This window comes from Thermoanaerobaculia bacterium (assembly GCA_035717485.1).
In the GTDB taxonomy this organism is placed as follows: domain Bacteria; phylum Acidobacteriota; class Thermoanaerobaculia; order UBA5066; family DATFVB01; genus DATFVB01.
In genome coordinates this window covers 1-23,475 of the sequence record DASTIQ010000303.1, presented here as the reverse complement: position 1 = coordinate 23,475, position 23,475 = coordinate 1, and the positions used below count along the sequence as shown (strand labels likewise).

Sequence of the window (23,475 nt, the reverse complement as noted above, 5' to 3'; positions counted from 1 at the left end):
CGATGATCTCCCACCTCCTCTCCGACATCCGCTACGCCGTGCGCTCGCTTCGCAAGTCGCCCGGCTTCGCCGCGGTCGCGATCGCGACGATCGCCCTCGGAATCGGCGCCAACACGGCCATCTTTTCGGTCGTCGATGCCGTCGTCCTCCGGCCTCTTCCCTACCGCGATCCGCAGCGCCTCGTGATGCTCTGGGAACGGCGGCCGAAGAGCGACCACGTCGTCGCGAGCTATCCGGATTTTCTCGACTGGCGCGACCGGAGCCGGTCGTTCGACGGGGCGGCGGCCTACTCCGGCTGGACGTTCAATTTGACCGGCGACGGTCCGCCGGAACGCGTCGACAGCGCCGTCGTTTCGGCGAGCTTCTTCGACGTCCTCGGCGTCACCCCACAGCCCGGCCGCGGCTTCCGGCGGGAGGAGGAAACGAAGGGCCGCGACGACGTCGTCGTCCTCGGACACCGCTTCTTCGTGCGGCGTTTTCTCGCGGATCCGCACATCCTCGGGAGAAAGATCCTGCTCGACGGGAAGCCCTTTACCGTGATCGGCGTCGCGCCGGAGGGAATCCGGCTTCCGAACATTGCCGCGGCCACGGCCGGGAATCTCTTCGTCCCGATCACCCACGGATACCGCCCGGACAACCGGAGCGGGCACTACCTGAGCGTCGTCGCCCGCTTGAAGCGCGGGGTGACGCTCGCCGCCGCCCGCGCGGACCTCGCGGGCGTCGCCCGTTTTCTGCAGCGCACGTACCCCAAATCGAACACCAACCACGAGATCGACGCGTTTCCGCTCTCCCGGGAAATCTCCGGTCCCACACGGCCGGCGCTCCTCGCCCTCCTCGGGTCGGTCTTTCTCCTGCTCGCGATCGCCTCGGTCAACGTCGCGAACATGCTCCTTTCGCGCGCGACGGCGCGCTCGCGCGAAATCGCCGTCCGCGCGGCGCTCGGCGCCGGACGCGGGCGCCTGATCGGTCAGCTGATGGTCGAAAGCGTCGCGCTCTCCCTGATCGGCGGCGCGCTGGGGGTCGTCGCGGCGGCGGGGGGCGTCGCGCTCATCCGGCGCTTCGGTCCCGCCGACATTCCTCGCCTCGACCAGGCCCGGCTGGACCTGGTCGTGCTGGCGTACGCGCTCGCGATCTCCGTCGCGACCGGCGTTCTCTTCGGCCTCGCACCCGCGACGCACGCCTCGATCAAGCGCCTCGCCGATTCGCTGAAGAACGGCGACCGGCGGCTGGCTGGAGGCGAAGGCCGGGCGGGGAGGGTTCTCGTCGCGTCCGAGCTCGCGCTTTCGGTCGTGCTCCTGATCACGGCGGGCTTGATGCTGAAGAGCTTCTGGCGTCTCGAACGCGTCGATCCGGGCTTTCGGACCGAAGGCGTCGTCACCGCGCAGCTCGACTTCCCGGAATCGAAATACCCTCGGGGGCGCGACATCGCGGCTTTCGGCGCGCGTCTGCTCGATCGCCTGCGCGCTCTTCCGGGCGTCGAGAGTGCGGGCGCCGTGTCCAATCTCCCGCTCGAGGAGGACCGCCTGTGGCACCTGTCGTTCGTCGTCGAGGGACGCGTCCGCGATCGCGCCAATCCCCTGTTCGCCTTCCAGCAGTCGGTCATGCCCGGCTACTTCGAGACGATCGGGCTTCCGCTCCTGCGCGGACGACGTTTTTCGGCCGCCGATACTCGTGAAGCGCCGAAGGTCGCGATCGTCAATCGCACGCTCGCCGACAGGATATTTCCGGGACAGGATCCGATCGGCCGACGGATTTCCCTCGCGGACGAGCCGGGGCCGAACGACTGGGTCACGATCGTCGGGATCATCGGCGACGCCCGCAGCGAGTCGCTCGAGTCCGCGGCGCCGAACCAGCTGTACCAGCCCTATGCCCAGGACGCGGCCGACGGCATGGCGATCGTCGTCCGGGCGCGCCGCCCCGACGTCGTGGCGGCGGCCCTCCGAACGGCCGTGTCGGAGATCGACCCCGACGAGCCCGTCCACGACATTCGTCCGCTCGCCGACGTCGTCGCGGAGTCGACCGAACAACCGCGCTTTCGCGCCTTCCTGACGGCCATCTTCGCGGGGCTCGCGCTGGCGCTCGCCGCGATCGGGATCTACGGCGTGCTCTCGTACTCCGTCGCGCGGCGCACCCATGAGATCGGGGTCCGCATGGCGCTCGGCGCGGCCCGGCGCGACATCCTGCGGAGCGTCGTCGGGCGCGGAATGCTCCTCGCGTCGATCGGCGTCGCGATCGGACTGATCGGCGCGGCGCTCGTGTCGCGCGCGCTTTCGGCCCTCCTCTTCGACGTCGCCGCCACCGACGGGCTGACCTACGCGGCCGTCGCGATGATCCTCCTGGCCGTCGCTTTCGCGGCGTCGGTCGTGCCGGGGCGGCGCGCCCTTCGCGTCGACCCCATCGTCGCCCTGCGAGAGGAGTGATCCATGAGCATCGTCCACGATCTCCGCTACGCGCTCCGGTCCCTCCGCAAGTCGCCCGGCTTCGCCGCCGCCGCGATCGCGACGCTCGCGCTCGGCATCGGCGCCAACACGGCGATCTTCTCGGTCGTGCGCGGAGTGCTGCTGAAACCTCTCCCGTATCCGGATGCGGACCGGATCGTCGCGCTCCGGACGGCGACGAGCCACGGACCCGAGATGGGTGCCGCGAGCTTCCCCGACATGACCGACTGGCGATCGCGAAGCACGGTTTTCGAGGAGGTCGGTGGAACCTATCCGATGGACCTCTCCGTCAGCGGCGCCACGCAGCCGGAGCACGTCGACGCCGCGGCGGTCACCGCCGGCCTGATGCGCGCTCTCGGCGTGCGTCCCGCGGCCGGCCGGATCTTCGCGGATGAAGACGACCGCGCCGGCGCGCGGGTGATCGTCGTGAGCGACGGTTTCTGGAGAACGATTCTCGGCGGGCGGCGGGACGCCGTCGGATCGTCGCTGCGGTTGAACGGTCGCGCGTTCACCGTGATCGGAATCCTGCGCCCCGGATTCCGGCTTCCCGTCGCCGGCTCCGCGGCACAGCTGTGGCTGTCCGCCGCGTTCGCCCACGAGTCGAGCGACGGGCCGTCACCGGCGGAAACGCGCGGCGCGCACTTCATCGACGTGTTCGGAAAGCTCAAGCCCGGCGTCACTCTCGCGCGTGCGCAGAACGAGATGACGGCGATCGGGGCCCGCCTCCAGAAGGAATATCCCGACACGGACGGGAACTTCAGCGTCCGCGTCGTTCCCGCGGCCGAGCCCCTCGTGCGAAACGCGCGGCCCGCCCTCACGATGCTCATCGCGGCCGTCGGGCTCGTGCTCCTGATCGCCTGCGCGAACGCGGCCAACCTCGTTCTCGCCCGCTCGGCCGCCCGGCGGGCGGAGATCACCATTCGCGCCGCGATCGGCGCGAGCCGGATCCGGATCGTCGGACAGCTCGTGACCGAGAGCGTCGTCCTGGCGGTCGTCGGCGGCGTCGCCGGCACCCTTCTCGCGGCCTGGGGGGTTCCCGCTCTCCTCGCGGCCTCCGGCGGACGCGTCCCGCGCTCGGGAGACGTCACCCTCGACCTGGGCGTCCTCGTCTTCGCCCTCGCGCTCTCGCTCGCGACGGGCATCCTCTTCGGCCTCGCCCCGGCGATCGCCTCCGCGACCCCGAACCTCGCGGACGCTCTCCGGGAGCGGGGTTCGACCGCGGGCGGCGGGCGGCACCGGCTCCGGGCGGGACTCCTGATCGGCGAGGTCGCCGTGGCGTTCGTCCTGCTCGCCGGCGCGGGACTCCTGCTCCGCAGCCTCGCCCGGCTCGTGCGCGTCGACCCGGGTTTCGACGCCCGAGGCGTGCTCACGGCGCGGCTCGACCTGCCGGGGCTCCGGTATCCGGACGCGAAACGGGCGTCCGCGGCCTATGCATCGGTCGTCGACGATCTTCGAAGCGCCCCCGGAATCGTCTCGGCCGGCGCGGTGATGCCGCTTCCCCTCTCCGGTTTCGAAAACAGGATCGGGTTCGCCCTCGAGCCGGGCGCCGGCATCGCTCCGACGGTCTCCTCGTCGAGCCGGCGTTTTCCGTGGGAAGCGGCCTTCGCGGTGGCGGAGCCCGGGTATTTCCGGACGCTCGGGATCGCCGTCCGGGCGGGGCGGGAGTTCGATCGGCGCGACGATCTCGACGGCCCCGGAGTCGCCGTCGTCAACGAGGCCCTCGCCCGGAAGTTCTTTCCCGACGGAAACGCGCTCGGACGGCGGATCCGGCCGAGCGTCTCGTCGGGCAGCGAGCAACCCGCCTTCCGGGAGATCGTGGGGGTCGTCGGAGACGTCAAGCTCGACGGACTGCGCGAGGAACCCGGCCCGATGGTGTACGTCCCCGAGGCGCAGGCCGGTTTCAGCTCGATGTGGCTCGTCGTCCGAAGCGCCGGCGGTCCGGCGGCGGCTCTCGCGTCGATCCGGCGAATCGTCGGCCGCGTCGATCCCGACCTCCCCGTGTATGCGCCGCAGCCGCTCTCCCGTTACGTCTCCGATTCGGTCGCCGGCGAAAAGTTCAATTCGCTCCTCGTCGCCCTCTTCGCCGGGCTCGCCCTCGCGCTCACCGCGATCGGTATCTTCGGCGTCATCTCGTACACGGTGGCCCAGCGGACCCATGAGATCGGGGTCCGCGTCGCGATCGGCGCTCGGCCGGACACGGTCTTCCGGATGGTCGTCGGGTCGGGAATGCGCCTCGTCGCTCTCGGCGGAGCCGCCGGGCTCGCCGGCGCGCTCCTCCTCGGACGTCTCTTCGAAGGATTCCTTTTCGGCGTCGGGCGATCGGACCCGGCGACGTTGATCGGGGTCGCGGCCGTGCTCGGCGCGATCGCGTTCCTCGCGTGCGCCGTGCCGGCTCGCCGCGCCGTCCGCATCGATCCTCTGACGGCGCTGCGGGAAGAGTGAGGAACTCGTGATCGAAGCCGCCCGCACCTTCCGCCATGCCTTTCGGAGCCTCGCCAAGAATCCCGGGTTCTCTCTTCTCGCGATCGGGACGCTCGCGCTCGGCATCGGCGCGAACGCCGCGGTCTTCTCCGTCGCCCACGCCCTGCTCCTCCGGCCGTTTCCGTTTCCGCACCTCGAGCGCGTCGTGAGCATCCTCGAATCCCTCCCCGCGAAAGCCGGCAGCCCTGCCTCGCATGAAGGAGGAGAAGGGCATCGATCCCTCGTCCCTCCGGGCGACGCCGACGACCTGATTCGGGAGCGGGGTCCGTGGCAGTCGATCGGCGCCTGCGGGTTCGGGGACTTTCGCCTGGGCGGGATCGGCGATCCGGAGCACGTCGCCGGCTCCCCGGTGACCGAAGGGTTCTTCGCCGCTCTCGGCGCCGCGCCGGAGCTCGGCCGCCTCTTCTCGCCCGACGAGCACGTTCCGGGACGCGACCGGGTGGCGGTCGTCAGCGACGGCTTCTGGAGGCGCCGGCTCGCCGCCTCGCCGGCGGCGGTCGGCTCGGCGATGAATCTCGACGGCCGCGCCTACACGATCGTCGGCGTGATGCCCCGCAGTTTCGCGTATCCCCCGGGAGGCGTCGACGTGTGGGTGCCGTGGGCGCCGACGCCGGCCGAACGCGCCGACCGCCGAATACCGACTTTTCTCATGGTGGCGCGCCGCCGTCCGGGTACGTCCCTCCCGGCCGCGCGCGCCCGGGTCGGCGCCGTCGAAGCGCGTCTTCGCCGCGACTACCCGGAAACGTTCGGCGGGAAAAGCTTCCTCACCGTTCCGCTTCGCGACGCCCATTCCGGTCCGATGGCGCCCTTCGTGGTCGTCTTCGAAGCGGCCGCGCTCTTCGTCCTCGTCATCGCCTGCGTCAACGTGGCGAGCCTCCTGCTCGCACGGGGAGCCCGCCGCCGGCGCGAGCTGGCGATCCGGAGCGCCCTCGGCGCGGGGAGGGGGCGCCTGATCGCCCTCATCGCCGCCGAGTGGACGCTCCTCGCCGGCGCCGCGGCGGCCCTGGCCCTCTGGATCGCCGACGCCGCCCTCAAGCTGATCCGCGTCGCTCTTCCCTCGTCGATCGCGAAATGGCTGCCGGGGTGGACCGCGATTCGTCTCGAAACTCCCGCTCTGCTCTTCACCGCCGCCGTCGCCGCCGGAGTGGGTCTCCTCTTCTCGGCGATGCCGGCGCTCCGCCTGAGGCGGACTTCGCTCGTTCACTCTCTCGGCGGATCGGGAAGGGCGAGCGCGGATCCCCGGCGGGCGCGCACGCAGACCGCGCTCGTCATCGCCCAGGTGGCGCTCGCCCTCGTTCTCCTCTCCGGCGCCGCCTTCCTCCTTCGCGGCTTCCGCGGACTCATCGGCGCGTATCGCGATTTCGATCCGGACGGCGTGATCACGATGCGCATCCACCTTTCGGAGGAGACCCGGGGCGACGCTTCCCGGCAGGCGGCGTTCTTCGACCGGGTGCTCGCGGGTCTTCGCGCGATCCCGGGCGTCCGCGCGGCGAGCCTCTCGAAGCAGGTGCCGGCCGATCTCGGCCCGTTCCCCGCCGCCGGAATGGAAGCGGAAGGACGCGCGGCCGCGTCGCCGTCCGAGCGCCCGCTCGTCGACGTTCAGGCGATCAGCTCCGACTATTTCCGTTCGCTTCGGATTCCGCTCCGGAGCGGCCGCGACTTTCGCGAGGGAGACGCTCCCGGTTCGCCGGAGGTCGCGATCGTCTCGGAAGAGCTCGCGCGGCGGCTCGACGGGAAAGGCGGCGCGGCGGGACGCCGCATTCGTCTCTTCGCCGGCAACGATCCCGGACCGTGGATCACGATCGTCGGCGTCGCGAGCGACGTCCGCCAGTACTGGTCCGACCGGGTTCCGCGGCTGACCGTCTACCGTCCCTTCCGGCAGGCGCCGAATCCGGGAATGTTCGCGATCCTGCGATCCGCCGGGGACCCCGGCGCGCTCCTCGCGCCCGCCCGCCGGGCCGTCGCCGCCGTCGATCCGGCGCAGCCCGTCGACGAGATCCGGACGATGAACGGGGTCGTTCTCGAATCCACCGCCATGGTCCGGATCGCGGCGGGACTCCTCGGGACCACCGCCGTCCTCGCGCTCCTCCTCGCGGCGATCGGGGTCGGCGGGTTGATCGCCTACGGCGTCGCGCAGAGGACGAAGGAGATCGGCATCCGGATGGCGCTGGGAGCGCGCCCGTCGGAAATCGTCCGGCTCGTCCTCCAACAGGGCGTGACGCTCGGCGCGCTCGGCCTGGCGTTCGGAGCTCCGCTGACTTTCGGGCTGGGCCGGCTCCTCGGGTCGATCCTCTACGGCGTCGCGCAGCCCGATCCGGCGACGATCGTCGCCGTCGGCGCGGCCTTGGGAGGCATCGCCCTCGCCTCGGCGCTCGTTCCCGCTCTTCGCGCTTCCCGGGTGGATCCGATGACGGCCCTGCGGGAGGAATGAGGTGACCCGATGAACACCCTTCTCCAGGACGTCCGGTACGCGCTGCGGGGACTGCGCAAGAGCCCCGGTTTCACCTCGGTCGCGGTCCTCATGCTCGCGCTCGGGATCGGGTCGACGACGACGGTCTTTTCGGTCATCTATTCGGTGCTCTGGAAGCCTCTCCCCTTCCCCGGGCCCGGTCGGCTCGTCCGCCTCTTCGAGACCCGCCCCGCGAAGGGAATCGACAAGACGGTCGTCGCCGATGGCGAATTCGTCGCCTGGCAGGCGAGGGCGAGGTCCTTCGACGGGCTGGCGGCGGTCCTCTATCCCGGCTTCACGCTCACGTCGGGCGGCGAATCCCACCAGATCGAGGGAATCCGGACGAGCGCGAACTTCCTCGAGCTCCTGGGCGTGCGACCCCTCGCGGGCCGGTTCTTCACGCCGGCCGAGGGGCGTCCCGGAGCGCCGGCGACCGCGGTCATCAGCTCGGCGCTCTGGAAGACCCGGCTCCAGGGCGACCCGAGGATCGTCGGTGGATCGATCCTCCTCGACGGCCGGCCGACGACGGTCGTCGGGGTCCTCCCCGAGGGCTTCAACTGGTATGGAAAGGTCGACGCGATCGCTCCCCTCGTCTTCGACGCCGTCGCCTCCGCGAATTTCCACAGTCACCATCTCGACGTCTTCGGACGGCTCAAGGCGGGCGTGCCGCTCTCCCGAGCCCGGGCCGAGATGAGCGCGATCGCCGAAGCAGTCGCGCGAGATCACCCGGTCTCGCGCGGAGACGGGATCGGAATCGCTCCGCTGCGCGAGGACATGGCCGGGCCGGCCGCGGGCTCCCTCCGCGTCGCGCTCGGGGCGATCCTCTTCGTCCTGCTCGTCGCGTGCGCGAACCTCGCGAACCTGCTGCTGGCGCGCGCGTCCCGCCGCCGGCGCGAGATCGCGATCCGTCTCGCGGTCGGGGCGAGCCGGCTTCGCCTCGTCCGGCAACTCCTGACCGAGAGCGTCGTCCTCGCCGCCGCCGGAGCCGCGGCCGGAATCGGCCTCGCCGCGATCGGCGTGGCCAGCGCCGCGGCGTTCCTTTTCGGGATGCCTCGCGGCCCGGAGATCGGCCTCCACCCGGCCTCGCTCCTCTTCGCGGCGGGACTCGCGGCGGCAACCGGCGTCGCGTTCGGTCTCGCGCCCGCGCTCCAGGCCGTCGGCGAGAACGCCCGGACCCGAGCGGGACTCGCCGGATCGCTCCCTTCCGCTCCGCGTTCCGGAACGCGTCTGCGCCAGGCGCTCGTCGCCGGCGAAGTCGCCCTCTCCCTGGTGCTCCTCCTCTCGGGCGGGCTCCTTCTTCGCACGTTCTGGAACCTCGAGCGCGTGAATCCCGGATTCGAGCCCGCGAAGGTGGCGGCGGTCTCCGTCGATCCGCCGGAGGCTCGATATCCGTCGCTTCCGGCGGCCGCCGATTTCCTGGAACGGACGGCGGTCGATCTCGCATCGATTCCGGGCGCGGACTCGGCGGGGGTCGTCAACATCATTCCGCTCTCGGGAAACGACTCGGGTTCGGGGCTGCTCCTCGACGGCGACGACGATCCCGCGATCGATCCGCCGCACGTCCAGTACCGCGTGGCGGGCGGGTCCGCGTTCCGCGCGCTCGGGATCGCGATCGAGCGCGGCCGCTCCTTCGACGTCCGCGACCGCGCCGGCTCCGAGCCCGTCGCGATCGTCAACGGCGCCTTCGCCCGCCGGTTCTGGAGCGGCAAGGATCCGATCGGGCGCCGGCTGAAGATCGGCCGCCGCGATCCCGCCAATCCCTGGCGCACGGTCGTCGGCGTCTCCGACGACGTCCGGCAGGAGAGCCTGGACCTTCCGGCGGTCCCCGAAGTGGACGTCCCCCTCGGGCAGTGGCCGGTCCGGCGGGCGGTGTTCGTGGTGCGCGCCCGGCGCTCGCCCGCCGCTCTGCTCGCCGCCATCCGCGGGCGCCTCCGCGCGGCGGATCCCGAGCTCCCGACCGACGATCTCGACGTCTATCCGCATCTCGTTTCGCAGTCGCTCGCTTCCCGGCGCCATCTCGCCCAGGCCGTGGCGGGATTCGCCGGAGCGGCATTCCTCCTCGCCGCGATCGGGATCTACGGAGTCATTTCGTACCGCGTCACGGAGCGGACGCGCGAGATCGGGATCCGCATCGCGCTCGGCGCGCGGAGCGGCCGAGTCGTGAGCCTGATCGTCGGCGAGGGCGCGCGGGTCGTCGCGGCGGGTCTCCTCGCCGGAATCGCCGCGGCCGCCGTCGCGAGCCGGCTCCTGACGAGCCTCCTGTTCGGCGTGAGGCCGGCCGACCTCGCCACCTTCGCCGCCGTCTCGGCCCTTCTCTTCACGACGGGAATCGCGGCGGCGTGGTTCCCCGCCCGCCGCGCGGCGCGCATCGATCCGATGAAGGCCTTGAGAGAAGAGTGAAGGAGAAGCCATGAGCGGTCTGCTCCAGGACGTGCGATTCGCGCTGCGCGGCTTCCGCAGGCGGCCGGGATTCACCGCGCTCGCCGTTCTGATCCTGGCGCTCGGAACGGGCGCGAACACCGCGATCTTCTCGGTCGCGAAGAGCGTCCTGCTCGACCCCCTCCCCTACCCCGAGGCGCGGAGGCTCGTCCGACTGGCCGAGACGCGCCGGGACGGCTCGGAAATCTCGGTTTCGTATCCGAATTATCTCGACTGGCGAGACCGAAACCGCTCCTTCGAGTCGCTCGCGGCGTTCACGGGAACGAGCACGACCCTCCCCGGCGCTCCGCCGGAAAGGCTCAACGCGCATGTCGTCTCCGGCAATTTCTTCGCGACCCTGCGTCTGCCGGCGTTTCTCGGACGCACGCTCGAACCGGCCGACGATCTTCCCGGAGCGCCGCCGGTCGTCTTCGTTTCCCACGCGCTCTGGGAACGGCGCTTCGGCGCGGACCGCTCGATCGTCGGGCGTCCGCTGGTGATCGGCGGGTCGGCCCGGACGGTCGTCGGCATTGCCCCGCCGAACGTCCGGTTCTACGACTACGGCGACGCCGACCTGTGGACGCCCCTCGGACCGTGGGCCCGTGACCCCGGTTCCGACGTGATGATGCGCCAGAGCCATCCCGGCCTCTATGCCATCGGCCGCCTCCGGCCCGGCGTGTCGCTGGCGGCGGCCCGCTCCGACATGGAGCTCGTGCGCCGGCGGCTGGCGGCGGCGTACCCCGCCGAAAACGGAAAGAACGGCATCGAACTCGAGTCGCTCCAGGAGAGCGTGGTCGGAGACGTCCGTCCCGCCCTCCTCATCGTTTCGGGCTCCGCCCTGCTGCTCCTCCTCATGGCGTGCGCGAACATCTCGAACCTGCTGATGGCGCGCTGGTCGGAGCGACGACGTGAGATCGGGATCCGCCTCGCGATCGGCGCGGCGCGACGGCAGCTCGTCCGGCAGCTCCTGACGGAGAGCGTGGTGCTCGCGGCCGCCGGCGCCCTCGCCGGGCTCGTTCTGGCGCAGGCTCTCCTTCGCGTCGTCGTGTCGTCGCGGACGATCGAGATCGCGCGCCTGGACGAGGTGAAGCTCGACGGAGGCGTTCTCGCGGTCCTCGCCGCCGTCACGCTGGCGATTGGAATCCTCTTCGGGCTCGTCCCCGCGCTCCGTTCCGCCAGGAGCCCGAACCTCCTCGCCCGCCGCGAGGGAGACGGCCCCCGCCGCGGGCGCGTCGCGGCGACGCTCATCGCCGGCGAGATCGCGCTGTGCCTCGTCCTCCTTTGCGGGACGGGGCTGCTCGGGCGGAGCTTCTGGGCGCTCCTTCGGGTCGACCCGGGATTCGTGCCGTCCCACCTCCTCACCGCGCGGCTCGACGCTCCGGAAGAGGCGTCGAACCCGGCCCGGGGGCCCGGCTTCTTCGACGCGGTGCTGGCCGAATCTCGCCGCCTGCCGGGCGTCACCCGGGCATCCGCCGTCAATCCGCTCCCGCTCGGCTCCGGAGACCGTCAGGATGGAATCGTCGTCGAAGGCCGTCCGGAACCACCCGCGGCGAACGTTCCCTCGACCGACGTCGCGATTGTCGCGCCCGACTATTTCTCGACGATGCGGATTCCGGTGCTCCGCGGCCGCTCCCTGCTCCCGACCGACGACGCCGGGAAACCTCTCGTCGCCGTCGTGAGCGCCGCGGCGGCCCGGCGATTCTGGCCCGGCGAGGACCCGCTGGGGCGGCGCTTCACGAACGCCCGGGAGGGAACGGGCAAGCCGCGTCCCTGGTTCACCGTCGTGGGAGTCGCCGGAGACGTGCGCCTCGCCGTCGACACGGCGCCGACGAGCGAGATCTACTACGCCGCGGCGCAGCGGCCCATGAGCGCCATGACCCTCGTCATTCGGACGAGCGTCCCGCCGCGCAGGATCGCCGAGACCCTCGCCGCGGCGGTTCGGCGCGTCGATCCGAGGCAGCCGCTCTATCGAGTCGCGTCCCTGGAAGAGGTGGCGGACCGCTCTCTCGCCGGACGACGTTTCCTCCTCGTGCTCCTCGGCGGTTTCACCGCGGTCGGATTGGCGCTCTCGGCAGGCGGCCTCTGGGGCGTCGTCGGCCGGATCGTGGCCGGCCGCACCCGGGAGATCGGAATCCGGATGGCGCTCGGCGCCACGCGAAGGGAGGTCGTGGCCGGCGTCGTGCGAAGGATCGTTCCCGCGGTCGCGATCGGAATCGCGGCCGGGCTCGCGGCGGCTTACGCCGCCCGGGGCGTGCTGCGTTCCGTGCTCTTCGGCGTTTCGGCGGGAGACCCCGCGGTCTTCGCCGCCGTGCCCGCAATCCTCGTCGCGGTGGCGATGGCCGCCGCCTACTTTCCCGCCCGCCGCGCGGCGCGCATCGATCCGATGAAGGCCTTGAGAGAAGAGTGAAGGAGAAGCCATGAGCGGTCTGCTCCAGGACGTCCGATTCGCGCTGCGCGGCTTCCGAAAGTCGCCGGGCTTCACGGCGGTCGCGATCGCGACGCTCGCGATCGGGATCGGTGCGAACACCGCGATCTTCTCCGTCGTGGACGGGGTGCTCCTGCGTCCGCTCCGGTTCCCGCACTCGGAGGCGATCGCCTCGCTCGCCGAGCTCGACCCGGCCGGGAACCGCGACAACGTCGGCTGGGCCACCTACGCCGACTGGAGGCGGCAGACGAAGAGCTTCGAGGACATCGCCGTCGCGTCCTACTGGAGCCCGACGCTCCTCGGAGGCGCTTCGGCCGTGCCGCTCGAGGGGCTGCGCGTGAGCCAGGGATTCTTCCGGATGATCGGGGTCCGTCCCGCCCTCGGGCGGGACTTCCTCCCCGAAGAGGACCGCCCGGGACGCAATCACGTCGCGATCATCGGGCACGGGCTGTTCGTCCGCGGGTTCGGCGGCGATCCGTCGGTCGTCGGCCGGACGATCTCGCTCGGCGGGACGACCTACACGCTCGTCGGCGTCCTTCCCGAGGGATTCGAATCCGTCTTCGCGATCAGCCGGCGCGGCGAAACGGAGATCTGGGCCCCCCTCGGCTACGACGCCACGCTCGCCTGGGCCTGCCGCACCTGCCATCACCTGCGGGCATTCGGGCGTCTGAAGCCGGGAGTCACCATGGCGCGGGCATCGGCCGATCTCTCGGCCATCCAGGCGGCGCTCGCCCGGGCGTTTCCGACCGAGTACGACTCGACCCGGGTCGCCGTCGAGCCGCTCGCGAAGACGATCTTCGGACCGGTGCGCACGCCTCTTCTGATCCTGCTCGGCGCCGTCGCGCTCGTTCTCCTCCTCGCCTGTGCGAACGTCGCGAGCCTCCTCGTCGCGCGGATGGCGGAGCGCCGGAGGGAGATCGCCGTTCGCATTTCTCTCGGCGCCGGACGCGCGCGGCTCGTCCGCCAGCTCCTGACCGAAAGCCTGCTCCTCTCGCTGACGGGAGGCGCGCTGGGTCTGGTCCTTTCCGGCGCCGCCGCGCGCGCCCTGCTCCTCGCGGCCCCGATCGACCTTCCGCGGACCTCCGGCGTGGGAATCGACGTCCGCGTTCTCCTCGCCTGCGCGGCCGTCTCGATCGCCACGGGGATCGCGTTCGGCCTCGCCCCCGCGCTCGCGGCGAACCGGATCGACCCCGCCGCGGCGATCGCCGACGTTTCGGGAGGAACGGCGGGACCCGGGCGTCGCCGCTTCCTCGGCAGTCTCGTCGTCCTCGACGTCGCCCTCGCGGTCGTCCTGCTCTGCGGCGCCGGCCTTCTCATCCGGAGCCTCGCGCGCCTCTTCGACGTCGACCCCGGTTTCGAGCCGAAGAACCTCGTCTCGATGAAGGTCCATCTCTCCGGACCGCGGTTCCGGGAGGACGCCGCGATCGTCGCGTTCTACCGGCGGGCCCTCGACCGCGTCCGCGCGCTCCCGGGAGTCCGATCGGCGGCGGTCGTCAGCCAGCTTCCTCTCGGCAACGACTTCGACGCCTACGGCGTCCACGCGGAGGACCGGCCCAACGCGAATCCGGAAAACGACCCCTCGGCGGATCGTTTTTCGGTGAGCCCGGAGTATCTGGCGGCGATGGGGATCCCGCTTCGGAAGGGACGCGGGCTGACCGCGGCCGACCGGGCGGGGGCGAACCCGGTCGTCGTCGTGAACGAGACGCTCGCGCGCCGCTTCTGGGGAACCGCCGACGCCCTCGGCCGCCGCGTGAAGGTCGGCGGAACGGACGGGCCGTGGCGAACGATCGTCGGCATCGTCGGCGACGTGCGGCACCGGGGCCTGGACGTTCCCCCCTCGCCCCAGATCTACCTCCCCGAGGAACAGTTCCGGGCCGACAACGACATGACGCTGGTGATCCGGGCGGAGCGCGCTCCCGCCGCGGTGGCCGCCGCGGCGAGCCGCGCCGTTCGCGAGCTCGACCGCGACCAGGTCGTCGACGGCGTCGCCACGATGGAGCAGACGCGGGCGGCGTCGGCCGGACAGCGCCGGTTCGCGGCGGTGCTCCTGAACGTCTTTGCGGGAATCGCTCTCCTCCTCTCCGCGATCGGCATCTACGGCGTCGCCTCGAAGTCGGTCCTCCAGCGGAGCCGCGAGTTCGGCATCCGCATCGCGCTCGGCGCGACCCGCGGAAACATCCTCGGCCTCGTCGCGGGCGGGAGCGCCGGCCGTATCGCGGCGGGGGTCGCGCTCGGGCTCGCGGGCTCGCTCGCCGCCACGCGGCTCCTCGCCGGTCAGCTCTACGGGGTCGGCCCCCGCGACCCCGGGACGTTCGGCGTCGTCGCGGTGCTCGCGGCGGGCCTCGCACTGGCGTCCTCCCTCGTCCCGGCGCGCCGCGCGACGCGGCTCGACCCGGCGGCGGCCCTGCGGGAATCGTGAGGAGAAGACGATGATGACGGACCTGGTCTCGGACCTTCGTTACGCCTGGCGCGGCCTCCGGCGGACTCCCTCGTTCACCGCGGTCGCGATCGCGACCGTCGCCCTCGGGATCGGCATCAACACGGCGGTCCTGGGAGTCGTCAACGGCGTCCTCCTCCGGCCGTTCCCGTTCCCGCGTCCCGACCGCCTCGTGATGATCCGCGAGGACATGCCGGAGAAGAACATGCTCGGGATGACCGCATCCCCCCCGAACTTCCTCGACTGGCGCGCGCAGAACCGGTCGTTCTCGGACCTCGCCGCCTACGCGCGGAGCTCGGATCCGCTGACCGGATCGGGAGAACCCGAGCAGGTGGACTACGCCTCGACGACGGGCTCGTTCTTCTCCGTTCTCGGGGTGCGGCCGGCGCTCGGCCGCGTGTACTCCCCGGCGGAGTGCGCGGCCGGCAAGGACCACGTCGCCGTCCTGAGCCACGCGTTGTGGCTGCGCCGGTTCGGCGGGCGGCCCGACGCGGTCGGCTCGACGATCCGCCTCGGGGGCGAACCGTACACCGTGATCGGCGTGGCCACGGCGGACCTCGTTTTTCCGCTCGGAAGCCACGACCTGTGGACGCCGCTCGACTTCGGTCCGGACGTCGGGCGCCAGCGGGGAGCCCATTACATTTCGGTCGTCGGCCGTCTCCGCGACGGGGTGTCGCTCGCCACCGCGGAGGCCGAGATGAAGGGGATCGCGGCGCGTCTGGCGGCGGCGTATCCCGACCAGGACAAGGGACATACCGTCTCCCTCCGCATCCTCAAGGAACAGATCGTCGGGAAGGTGAAGCCCGCGCTCCTCGTCCTGACCGGCGCGGTCACCCTCGTGCTGCTGATCGCATGCGGGAACGTCGCGAACCTGCTGCTCGCCCGGGGGGCCCGGCGCGAGCGCGAGATCGCCGTGCGACGGGCGCTCGGCGCGGGACGCGCCCGGATCGTCCGCCAGCTGCTCACGGAATCGATGCTGCTCGCGGCGGCCGGGACCGCGGCCGGCGTGGGCCTCGCGGTCCTGGCCGACCGATGGATCGCCCGCTTCGGCCCGACGGACATCCCGCGGCTCGCGGAAGCGGGGATCGACGGCGCGGTGCTCGCCGCGACGGCGGCGATCGCCGCCGCGACCGCGATCCTCTTCGGGCTCGCGCCGGCGCTCCGCGCGACCGCGTCGAGCCTTCCGGCTTCTCTCCGGGAAACCGCGCCCGGCGACCGTCCTGCCCGCCGGCGGACGCGCGATTTCCTCGTCGCCGCCGAGATGGCGCTCGCGCTCCTGCTCCTCGCCGGGGCCGGGCTCCTCGTCAAGAGCTTCGCGAACCTCGTGCGCGTCGATCCCGGCTTCCGGCCGGACCACGTCCTCACCTTCGACCTTTCGCTCGACGCGAAGTACAAGGATCCCGCCTCGCGTTCGGCGTTCTACCGGGACCTCCTCGCCCGGCTCGACCGCATCCCCGGGGTGCGGGCGTCGGGCGCCGTCTTCTGCGCGCCGCTCTCGACCTCGAGCTTCAGCAGTTCGTTCACGGTCGAGGGCGCTCCGGTCGCGAAATCCGACGAGCCGTCGATGAACCTCCGCGTCGTCTCCCCCGATTACTTCTCGACGATGCGGATCCCCCTCGTCGCCGGGCGGCTGTTCACGGATCACGACCGCCGGGGCGGACAGCGCGTGCTCCTGATCACCCGATCCGCCGCCCGCCGGTTCTGGCCGAACGGGGACGCGATCGGGAAATACCTCCGAATGGGGGCGCGACCGGTGAAGGAGAACGTCGAAGGAACGATCGTCGGCATCGTCGGCGACACGCGCGACGAGTCCCTCTCCGAGGAGCCCGCGCCCGCCGCCTACTTTCCGCTCGACCAGGTCGGGGTCTCCGGCCTGACCGTCGTCGTCCGGACCGTGCAGCGGCCCGAAACGGCGGGACGGGCGGTCCGGGACGCCGTCGGCCGCATGGACGCGGACCTACCGGTGGTGGGGATGACGTCCATGGAAGAGGTCGTCTCCCGGTCGGTTTCGGCGCCGCGCTTCTACGCGTTCCTGCTCGCGGTCTTCTCCGCCGCGGCGCTCGCCCTCGCCGCGATCGGGATCTACGGCGTCCTCTCCTACGCCGTCGCGGCGCGCACGCGCGAGATCGGCGTCCGGATCGCGATCGGCGCCCGGCGGCGCGACGTGGTCGCGATGGTCCTCGGCGGAGCGGCCCGGCTCGCGGGGATCGGGCTCGCCGCCGGGCTGGCGGGAGCGCTCCTGCTGACGCGTCTCCTCTCCGGGATCCTCTTCGGCGTGAAGCCGTTCGACCCGGCGACCTACGCGGCGGTCTCCGGGATCCTCTTCGCCGTCGCGCTGATCGCGGCGCTCCTTCCCGCGCGCCGCGCCTCGTCGATCGACCCGATGGCCGCCCTTCGACAGGAGTGAGGGAGAAACATGACCGGATTCGGAAACGACCTTCGGTATGCCTTCCGGTCGCTCGCGCGGCGACCCGGACTCGCCGCGGCCGCGATCGCGACTCTCGCGCTCGGCGTCGGCGCGAACCTCGCGGTCTTCTCGGTCGTCGACGCGCTCCTGATGCGCCGTTTGCCGGTCCGCGAGCCTTCTTCCCTCGCTCTGCTCACGTGGTCCGCGCGCGCCTGGCCCAAAATCGTGCAGGACCTCGAGGGGAGCTCGCGGAAGGACGAGCGGACCGGGGCGACGTGGACCACTTCCTTCCCGTATCCCGTCTTCGAAGCATTCCAGTCGCAGAGCCGCGCGTTCTCGCGGACCTTTGCGATCATGGCGAACGACCCTTCCGTGAACATCCAGATCGCCGGCCGCGGTTCCTCCGCGGTGACACGGTTCGTGTCCGGGTCGTTCTTCGACGTCCTCGGCGTTCCTCCCTCGATCGGACGCACGCTCCTCCCCTCCGACGACCGGACCGGAGCCCCGCCCGTGGCCGTGATCTCGCACCGCTTTTGGGAGAGCCTCCTCGGAGGTGATCGCGGGGCCGTCGGAAGGCCGATCCTGATCAACGGCCGGAGCGTTCTGCTCGTCGGCGTCCTTCCCGGCGCGTTCTTCGGGCTCGAGCCGGGGTCGGCGCCGGATCTCTGGATGCCGCTCCGATCGTTCCCCGCCGTGCTTCCGGACTGGATGGGACAGGGCCTCGATCCGTACCGCGACCCGGGCACGTGGTGGATCGAGATCGGCGGCCTCCTCCGGCCCGGCGTGCGTTCCCCCGTCGCGCTCCAGGAATCGCGCGCGATCTTCGACCGATTCCTTCCCCCCCGCTCGGCCGGCGACGAGCCGGGCCGGCCGGTCCTCGCGCTGCGTCCTCTCGCCCGGGGAGAAGACTGGACGCGGCATCGGCTCGCGACGCCTCTGCTCATCCTCTTCGGCCTTTCGATCCTCGTTCTCGCGGTGGCGTGCACGAACGTGGCCGGCCTGCTCCTCGCCCGGGCGACCTCCCGCACCCGCGAGATCGCCATCCGGCGGAGTCTCGGCGCGAACACCGGCCGCCTGGTCCGCCAACTCCTCACCGAAAGCATCGTCCTCGGCATCGGGGCCAGCGCCGCCGCCGTCATCGTCGCCCAGACGCTGACGGCCGCGGTGCTCTCCGTCATGGCGCGGAGCCGGCATCCGCTTCTCCTCGCATCCCCGATGAACGGGCGCGTGCTCCTCTTCGGTCTCGCCGCCGCGGCGGCCACCGGGGTCCTCGCCGGTCTCCTTCCGGCGTGGCGCGTGTCGCACGCGGAGCTCACCCCGTCGTTGAAAGAAGCGATGCCGATCGGCGGCGCACGACGCGCCGGGACCCGCGGCGCGGGAGCGCTCGTCGCGGCCCAGGTCGCCCTCGGACTCGTGCTCGTCACGGCCGCGGGCCTGTTCGCGCGGACGCTCGCGAACTTGCGCCGGGTGGATCTCGGGTTCCGCCCGGACCACCTCGTTCTTTTTTCGGTCCGTCCCGGATTGAACGGCTATGCCGGGGAGCGGCTCGCCGGCTTCTACGACGAACTTCGACGACGGCTCGAGGCGATCCCGGGCGTCGCCTCCGCGACCCTCGCTCTCCACGGAACCGTCGGCGGAGGAGAATCGACGACGACGATCTCGACGCCGGGCGACCCCCGCGAGACGGACGTGCACGTCAATCTGGTCGGCGCGGGCTACTTCGACACCCTCCGCATCCCGGTCGTTGCCGGCCGTCCCCTCGACGAGCGCGATCGGTCGCCGCAGGCGCCCTCGGCGGTCGTCAACCGCGAGTTCGCCCGAATCGTCTTCCCCGGCGAGGATCCGCTCGGCAAATCGATCCGGCTCGGGCCCGCCCGGCCCCCGGTCACCGTCGTCGGGATCGCGGGAAACGTCCGCTACAACCGGCTCCGCGACGCCGCTCCGCCGACCTTCTACATGACCTATCGGGAGAGACCCGTCGCCCCCGACGAGATGCTTTTCCATGTTCGGAGCGTCGGCGAGCCCGGCGCGACCATGGCCGCGATCCGGGAAACCGTCGCCTCGCTCGACCCGAACCTGCCGGTCGTCGACCTGCAGACGCAGGACGACGCGATCGACGGCGCGCTCTCGGTCGAACGGGTCTTCGCGATCCTGACGGGCTCGTTCGCGGCGCTCGCGCTCCTTTTGGCCGCGATCGGCCTCTACGCGGCGCTCGCGTTCTCGGTCGCCCGCCGGACCCGCGAAATCGGCGTGCGCATCGCGCTCGGGGCGACGGCCTCGCGCATCCGGACGTCCGTGATGCGCGACGCGCTCGCGCAAACGCTCGCCGGACTCGCCGTCGGCGCGGCCGGCGCGGTCGCCTCGACGCGCGTCCTGCGCAGCCAGCTCTTCGGGCTCGGCGTCCTCGACCCCGTCGTGCTCGCCTCCTCCGCCGCCATCCTGCTCGCGACCGCGGCCGTCGCCGCCTGGCTTCCGGCGCGGCGCGCGTCTTCCGTCGACCCGATGACCGCCCTGCGGGCCGAATAGGATGAACGGAATCCTCGGCGAATTATCCCGGGCCGTCCGCTCGCTTCGCCGCTCTCCCGGCTTCGTGCTCGTCGCCGCGGGCATGCTCGCGGTCGGCATCGGCGCCAACACCGCCGTCTTCAGCGTGGTCGACGCCGTCCTCCTCCGCCCGCTGCCGTACGAGGACCCGGCGCGGATCGTCCGGATCTGGGCCACGGCGCCGGAGCGGGGCCTCGATCTGGCGGAGGTCTCCCGTCAGAGGTACCTCGACATCTCCGCGCAGAATCGGACCTTCGAATCGGTGGGAGCGTTCGTCCTCGACTCGGTGAACCTGACCGGAGGAGGCGAACCGGCCCGGCTCCACGCCGCGCGCGTCTCTCCGGAGGTCCTGCGGACGCTCCGCGTCCGGCCGTCGATCGGACGAAACTTCGTGCCCGCCGAGGAATCTCCCGGGGGTCCCGACGCCGTCCTCCTCGGCAACCGCATCTGGCGCGAGCGCTTCGGCGCCGATCCGGGGATCCTCGGCCGGTCGATCGACATCGACGGATCGCCCCACGCCGTCGTCGGCATCCTTCCGGCCGGCTTCCATTTCCCGGACGACGACGTCGACGTCTGGATTCCGCGCATCGATTCACCCAGCTTCCTCAACCGCGGGAACGTCGAGCGCGGCTCGACGTACCTCGACCTCGTGGCGCGCGTGAAGCCCGGCGTCTCTCCGGCGCAGGCGAAAGCCGATCTGGACCGGATGGCCGCGATCGACCGCCGGACCGGGTTCCTCGACGAGGGCCTTCGTTACCGTCTCGTCCCCCTCGCCGAGGACCTCGCCCGAGAGGCGAAGCCCATGCTGCTGATCCTTCTCGGCGCCGTGGCGCTCGTGCTCGTCATCGCCTGCGGGAACGTGACGAACCTGCTGCTCGTCCGCGCGATCGAGCGGGGGCGCGAGGTGGCCGTGCGGAAGGCCCTCGGAGCGAGCCGAGGACGCCTGGTCCGGCAGTTCCTCGCCGAAAGCGTCGTGATGAGCGTCGCCGCCGGCATTCTCGGCGTGGTCCTCGCGAGAATCGCGCTGCCGCCGCTCGTGGCCCTCGCGTCCCGGCACGTTCCCCGGGCATCGGAGATCCATCTCGATCTCCGCGTGCTCGCCGCCACGACCGGCGTCGCGGTCGCGACCGGGCTGATCTTCGGTCTCGCCCCCGCGCTGCAGGGAGCGAGGACCGACATCCGGACGGCGCTCGCCGAAAACGCCGGCCGGGCCGTCGGCGGGGCGCGCCGGAGGCGGATCCGCGACATTCTCGTCGTCTCGGAAGTCGCGCTCGCCGTCGCCCTCCTGATGGGGGCCGGCCTCCTGTTCCGCACGATCCTCCACCTCGAAGCGGTGGACCCCGGATTCCGTCCCGATCACGTCGTCGTCGCCCGGGTCGATCTCCCATCCTCGCGGTACGGGAAGCCCGACGAAATGCGGACGTTTTTCGCGAGACTCCGGCAGGGACTCGGGTCCCTTCCCGGAGTGACCGCGGTCGGCGCCGCCCAGGCGATGCCGCTGTCGGCGGGAAGCCAGCAGACCCTGCTCGCCGCCGAAGGAGGCCCGGTCCTCCCCCTCGCAGAGCGCCCGATCGTCTCGTTCGACACGGTCGCGTTCGACTATTTCCGGGCGCTCGCGATCCCGCGAGAGGCCGGCCGGCTCTTCGACGATTCGGACGGCCCGTCGGCCCCCATCCGGGTGGTCGTCAATCGCCGCCTCGCGCGCCGGTTCTTTCCGGGCCGCGACGCGGTCGGGCGCCACGTTTTCATCGGCCGATCGACTTCTCCCGCGGAGATCGTCGGCGTCGTCGGGGACGTCCGAAGCGACGGACTCGATGCCGCGCCGCGCGAAGCGTTCTACCTCTCCGCGCTCCAGCACACGGTCCCCTCGATGCTGTTCGCGCTGCGGTCGTCTCGTCCGCCCGCGTTCCTCGGTCCTCTCATCCGGCAGCGCCTCCGTGCGATCGACCCCGGCCTCCCCCTTTCGGAGCTTCGCTCGATGGACGACATCGTCGGGGAGTCGATCGGGTCGCGCCGCCTGATCGGCCAGCTGCTGGGAGTCTTCGCCGGAATCGCCCTGTCGCTCGCGGCGATCGGGCTGTTCGGCGTTCTGTCGTACTCCGTGCGGCAGCGCTCCGCCGAGATCGGCGTCCGGATCGCGCTCGGCGCCCCGCCCCGGCGGATCCTGGCGCAGACGGTCGGCGAGGGAGTGCGGCTGGCCGCCTTCGGGCTGGTCGCGGGCATGGCAGCCGCCATGGCGCTCACCCGGTCGATCGCGAGCCTGCTCTACGACACCCGCCGCGCCGACCCCGCCACCGTCGCGGCGACGTGCCTCTTCCTGCTCCTGGCGGCCGCCGCCGCGAGCTGGATCCCCGCGCGCCGCGCCGCGAAAACCGATCCCATGAAGGCCCTCCGGGAGGAATGACGATGGTTCGAGATCTCGTCCGGGACATCGCGGTCGCCGCGCGCATGGTCCGCCGGCGCCCGAAGTTCGCGGCGATCGCGATCGCGACGCTCGCCGTGGGAATCGGCGCCAACACGGCGGTCTTCAGCGTCGTCCGCGCGCTGCTGCTGCGTTCGCTCCCGTACCGGGAGCCGGACCGGCTCGCGTTCGTCGCCGGAGTCGATGCCCGACGCGAGCCCGCCGAGCGCCCGGCCTCCTTCGACGAGTTCCGCCAGTGGCGGGCGCAGAGCCGGAGCTTCGAGAGCCTCATCGCCGTCTCGCCGCTCTGGAATTTCGTCCTGACCGGCGGGTCCGATCCCGAGCAGATCAAGGGTCACTTCGTCTCGGAGGGGTTCTTCGACGTGCTCGGCATCCCGCCCGCGGCCGGCCGCGGCTTCACGGCTGCCGAGCACCGCACGGCGGCCCCGGTCGTGGTGATCAGCGACGGCCTCTGGCGGAGGCGCTTCGGCGCCGAACCGCGAATCGTCGGCCGCACGCTCTCGGTCGACGGCGAGGCGGCGACGATCGTCGGTGTCGCCGCCCCCGGGTTCGAGTTCCTGGAAGCCGCCGACCTCTGGACGCCCCTCGAACGAAATCCCTTCTCGCACAGCCGCGGATACGTCCGCATGCTCTCCGTCGCGGGGCGCCTGCGGCGCGGCGTCTCGCCCGAAGCGGCAAGCCAGGAACTCGCGGCGCTCGCCACCCGGCTCGACGGCCGTCCCGCCGGCGACCCGCGGACGGCGGTCCGGGTCGTCCCGCTGCGCGAGCATCTCCTGGGGAAGATCCGCCCCGCGCTCCTGACGCTGCTCGGCGCCGTGGCGCTCGTCCTCCTGATCGCCTCCGCGAACGTCTCGAGCCTGGTGCTCGCCCGCTCGGCCGCACGGCGGCGCGAGCTCGCGATCCGGGCGGCGCTCGGCGCCGGGGCATGGGACCGCTTCCGCCTGATCGTCGCGGAGTGCCTGCTGCTGGCGGGCGGAGGGGCCGCCGCCGGCGCGCTCGTGGCTTACGCCGCCCTGCCGTTTCTCCTCTCCCTGAGCCCGCTCCCGCTCCCCGTCCACGCGCGCGTCTCGATCGACGCGGCCGTTCTCGCGTTCAACACCGCCGTCGCGCTCGCCGTCGGGCTCGGACTCGGCGTCTTCGCGGCACGGACGGCGCCGGGGGCGGCCGCCGCCCTGCACGAGGGAGGAAGCGCGACCGCCACGCGGTCCGTGCGAACGGCGGGATCGCTCCTCGTCGCCGCCGAGACCGCGCTCGCTCTCGTCCTCCTCGCCGGAGCCGGTCTCCTCCTGCGCAGTCTCGTCCGCCTCACGGCGGTCGATCCCGGCTTCGCTCCGGGCCATGCGGTCGCGTTCCAGGTCGCGCTGCCCGGACAGCGGTATCGCCAGCCCGCGGCGCGCACCGCGTTCGCCCGGGAGCTCGAGTCGCGGATCGCCGCGATTCCGAAGGTCGTCGCG

General features: G+C 71.9%; 10 protein-coding genes. All 10 read left to right on the top strand.

Features of this window, described 5'->3' with window-relative positions:
* Positions 1-2: 2 nt before the first annotated feature.
* Positions 3-2,420: an ABC transporter permease gene (locus VFS34_15920; GenBank protein ID HET9795939.1), complete on the top strand. Its 2,418-nt coding sequence runs from the start codon at positions 3-5 to the stop codon at positions 2,418-2,420.
* Between the two features lie 3 nt (positions 2,421-2,423).
* Positions 2,424-4,880: an ABC transporter permease gene (locus VFS34_15915; protein ID HET9795938.1), complete on the top strand. Its 2,457-nt coding sequence runs from the start codon at positions 2,424-2,426 to the stop codon at positions 4,878-4,880.
* A gap of 7 nt (positions 4,881-4,887) precedes the next feature.
* Positions 4,888-7,350 (top strand): ABC transporter permease, encoded by a 2,463-nt coding sequence (locus VFS34_15910; protein HET9795937.1) that lies wholly within the window; start codon positions 4,888-4,890, stop codon positions 7,348-7,350.
* 9 nt (positions 7,351-7,359) lie between these two features.
* The gene (locus VFS34_15905) at positions 7,360-9,768 is read left to right on the top strand and encodes an ABC transporter permease (GenBank protein HET9795936.1); all 2,409 of its coding nucleotides are present in this window, start codon (positions 7,360-7,362) and stop codon (positions 9,766-9,768) included.
* Positions 9,769-9,778: 10 nt separating this feature from the next.
* Positions 9,779-12,193 (top strand): ABC transporter permease, encoded by a 2,415-nt coding sequence (locus VFS34_15900; GenBank protein HET9795935.1) that lies wholly within the window; start codon positions 9,779-9,781, stop codon positions 12,191-12,193.
* 10 nt (positions 12,194-12,203) lie between these two features.
* Entirely contained in the window at positions 12,204-14,630 is a 2,427-nt protein-coding gene (locus VFS34_15895; protein HET9795934.1) for an ABC transporter permease, read from the top strand.
* A gap of 10 nt (positions 14,631-14,640) precedes the next feature.
* Positions 14,641-17,055, top strand: a complete 2,415-nt coding sequence (locus VFS34_15890) for an ABC transporter permease (protein ID HET9795933.1) — start codon at positions 14,641-14,643, stop codon at positions 17,053-17,055.
* A 9-nt stretch (positions 17,056-17,064) separates the two neighbouring features.
* Complete coding sequence (locus VFS34_15885; protein HET9795932.1) at positions 17,065-19,581, top strand: ABC transporter permease; 2,517 nt, start codon at positions 17,065-17,067, stop codon at positions 19,579-19,581.
* Position 19,582: 1 nt separating this feature from the next.
* Positions 19,583-22,003: an ABC transporter permease gene (locus VFS34_15880; protein HET9795931.1), complete on the top strand. Its 2,421-nt coding sequence runs from the start codon at positions 19,583-19,585 to the stop codon at positions 22,001-22,003.
* A gap of 2 nt (positions 22,004-22,005) precedes the next feature.
* Positions 22,006-23,475, top strand: a 1,470-nt coding sequence (locus VFS34_15875) for an ABC transporter permease (protein HET9795930.1), incomplete at its 3' end; no start/stop codon positions are given.

What these genes read in the sequence shown, in the direction of transcription:
- VFS34_15900 (HET9795935.1), top strand. Translation starts at nt 9,779, where the DNA reads ATGAGCGGTCTGCTCCAGGACGTGCGATTCGCGCTGCGCGGCTTCCGC.
- VFS34_15905 (HET9795936.1), top strand. Translation starts at nt 7,360, where the DNA reads ATGAACACCCTTCTCCAGGACGTCCGGTACGCGCTGCGGGGACTGCGC.
- VFS34_15890 (HET9795933.1), top strand. Translation starts at nt 14,641, where the DNA reads ATGATGACGGACCTGGTCTCGGACCTTCGTTACGCCTGGCGCGGCCTC.
- VFS34_15895 (HET9795934.1), top strand. Translation starts at nt 12,204, where the DNA reads ATGAGCGGTCTGCTCCAGGACGTCCGATTCGCGCTGCGCGGCTTCCGA.
- VFS34_15915 (HET9795938.1), top strand. Translation starts at nt 2,424, where the DNA reads ATGAGCATCGTCCACGATCTCCGCTACGCGCTCCGGTCCCTCCGCAAG.
- VFS34_15885 (HET9795932.1), top strand. Translation starts at nt 17,065, where the DNA reads ATGACCGGATTCGGAAACGACCTTCGGTATGCCTTCCGGTCGCTCGCG.
- VFS34_15920 (HET9795939.1), top strand. Translation starts at nt 3, where the DNA reads ATGATCTCCCACCTCCTCTCCGACATCCGCTACGCCGTGCGCTCGCTT.
- VFS34_15880 (HET9795931.1), top strand. Translation starts at nt 19,583, where the DNA reads ATGAACGGAATCCTCGGCGAATTATCCCGGGCCGTCCGCTCGCTTCGC.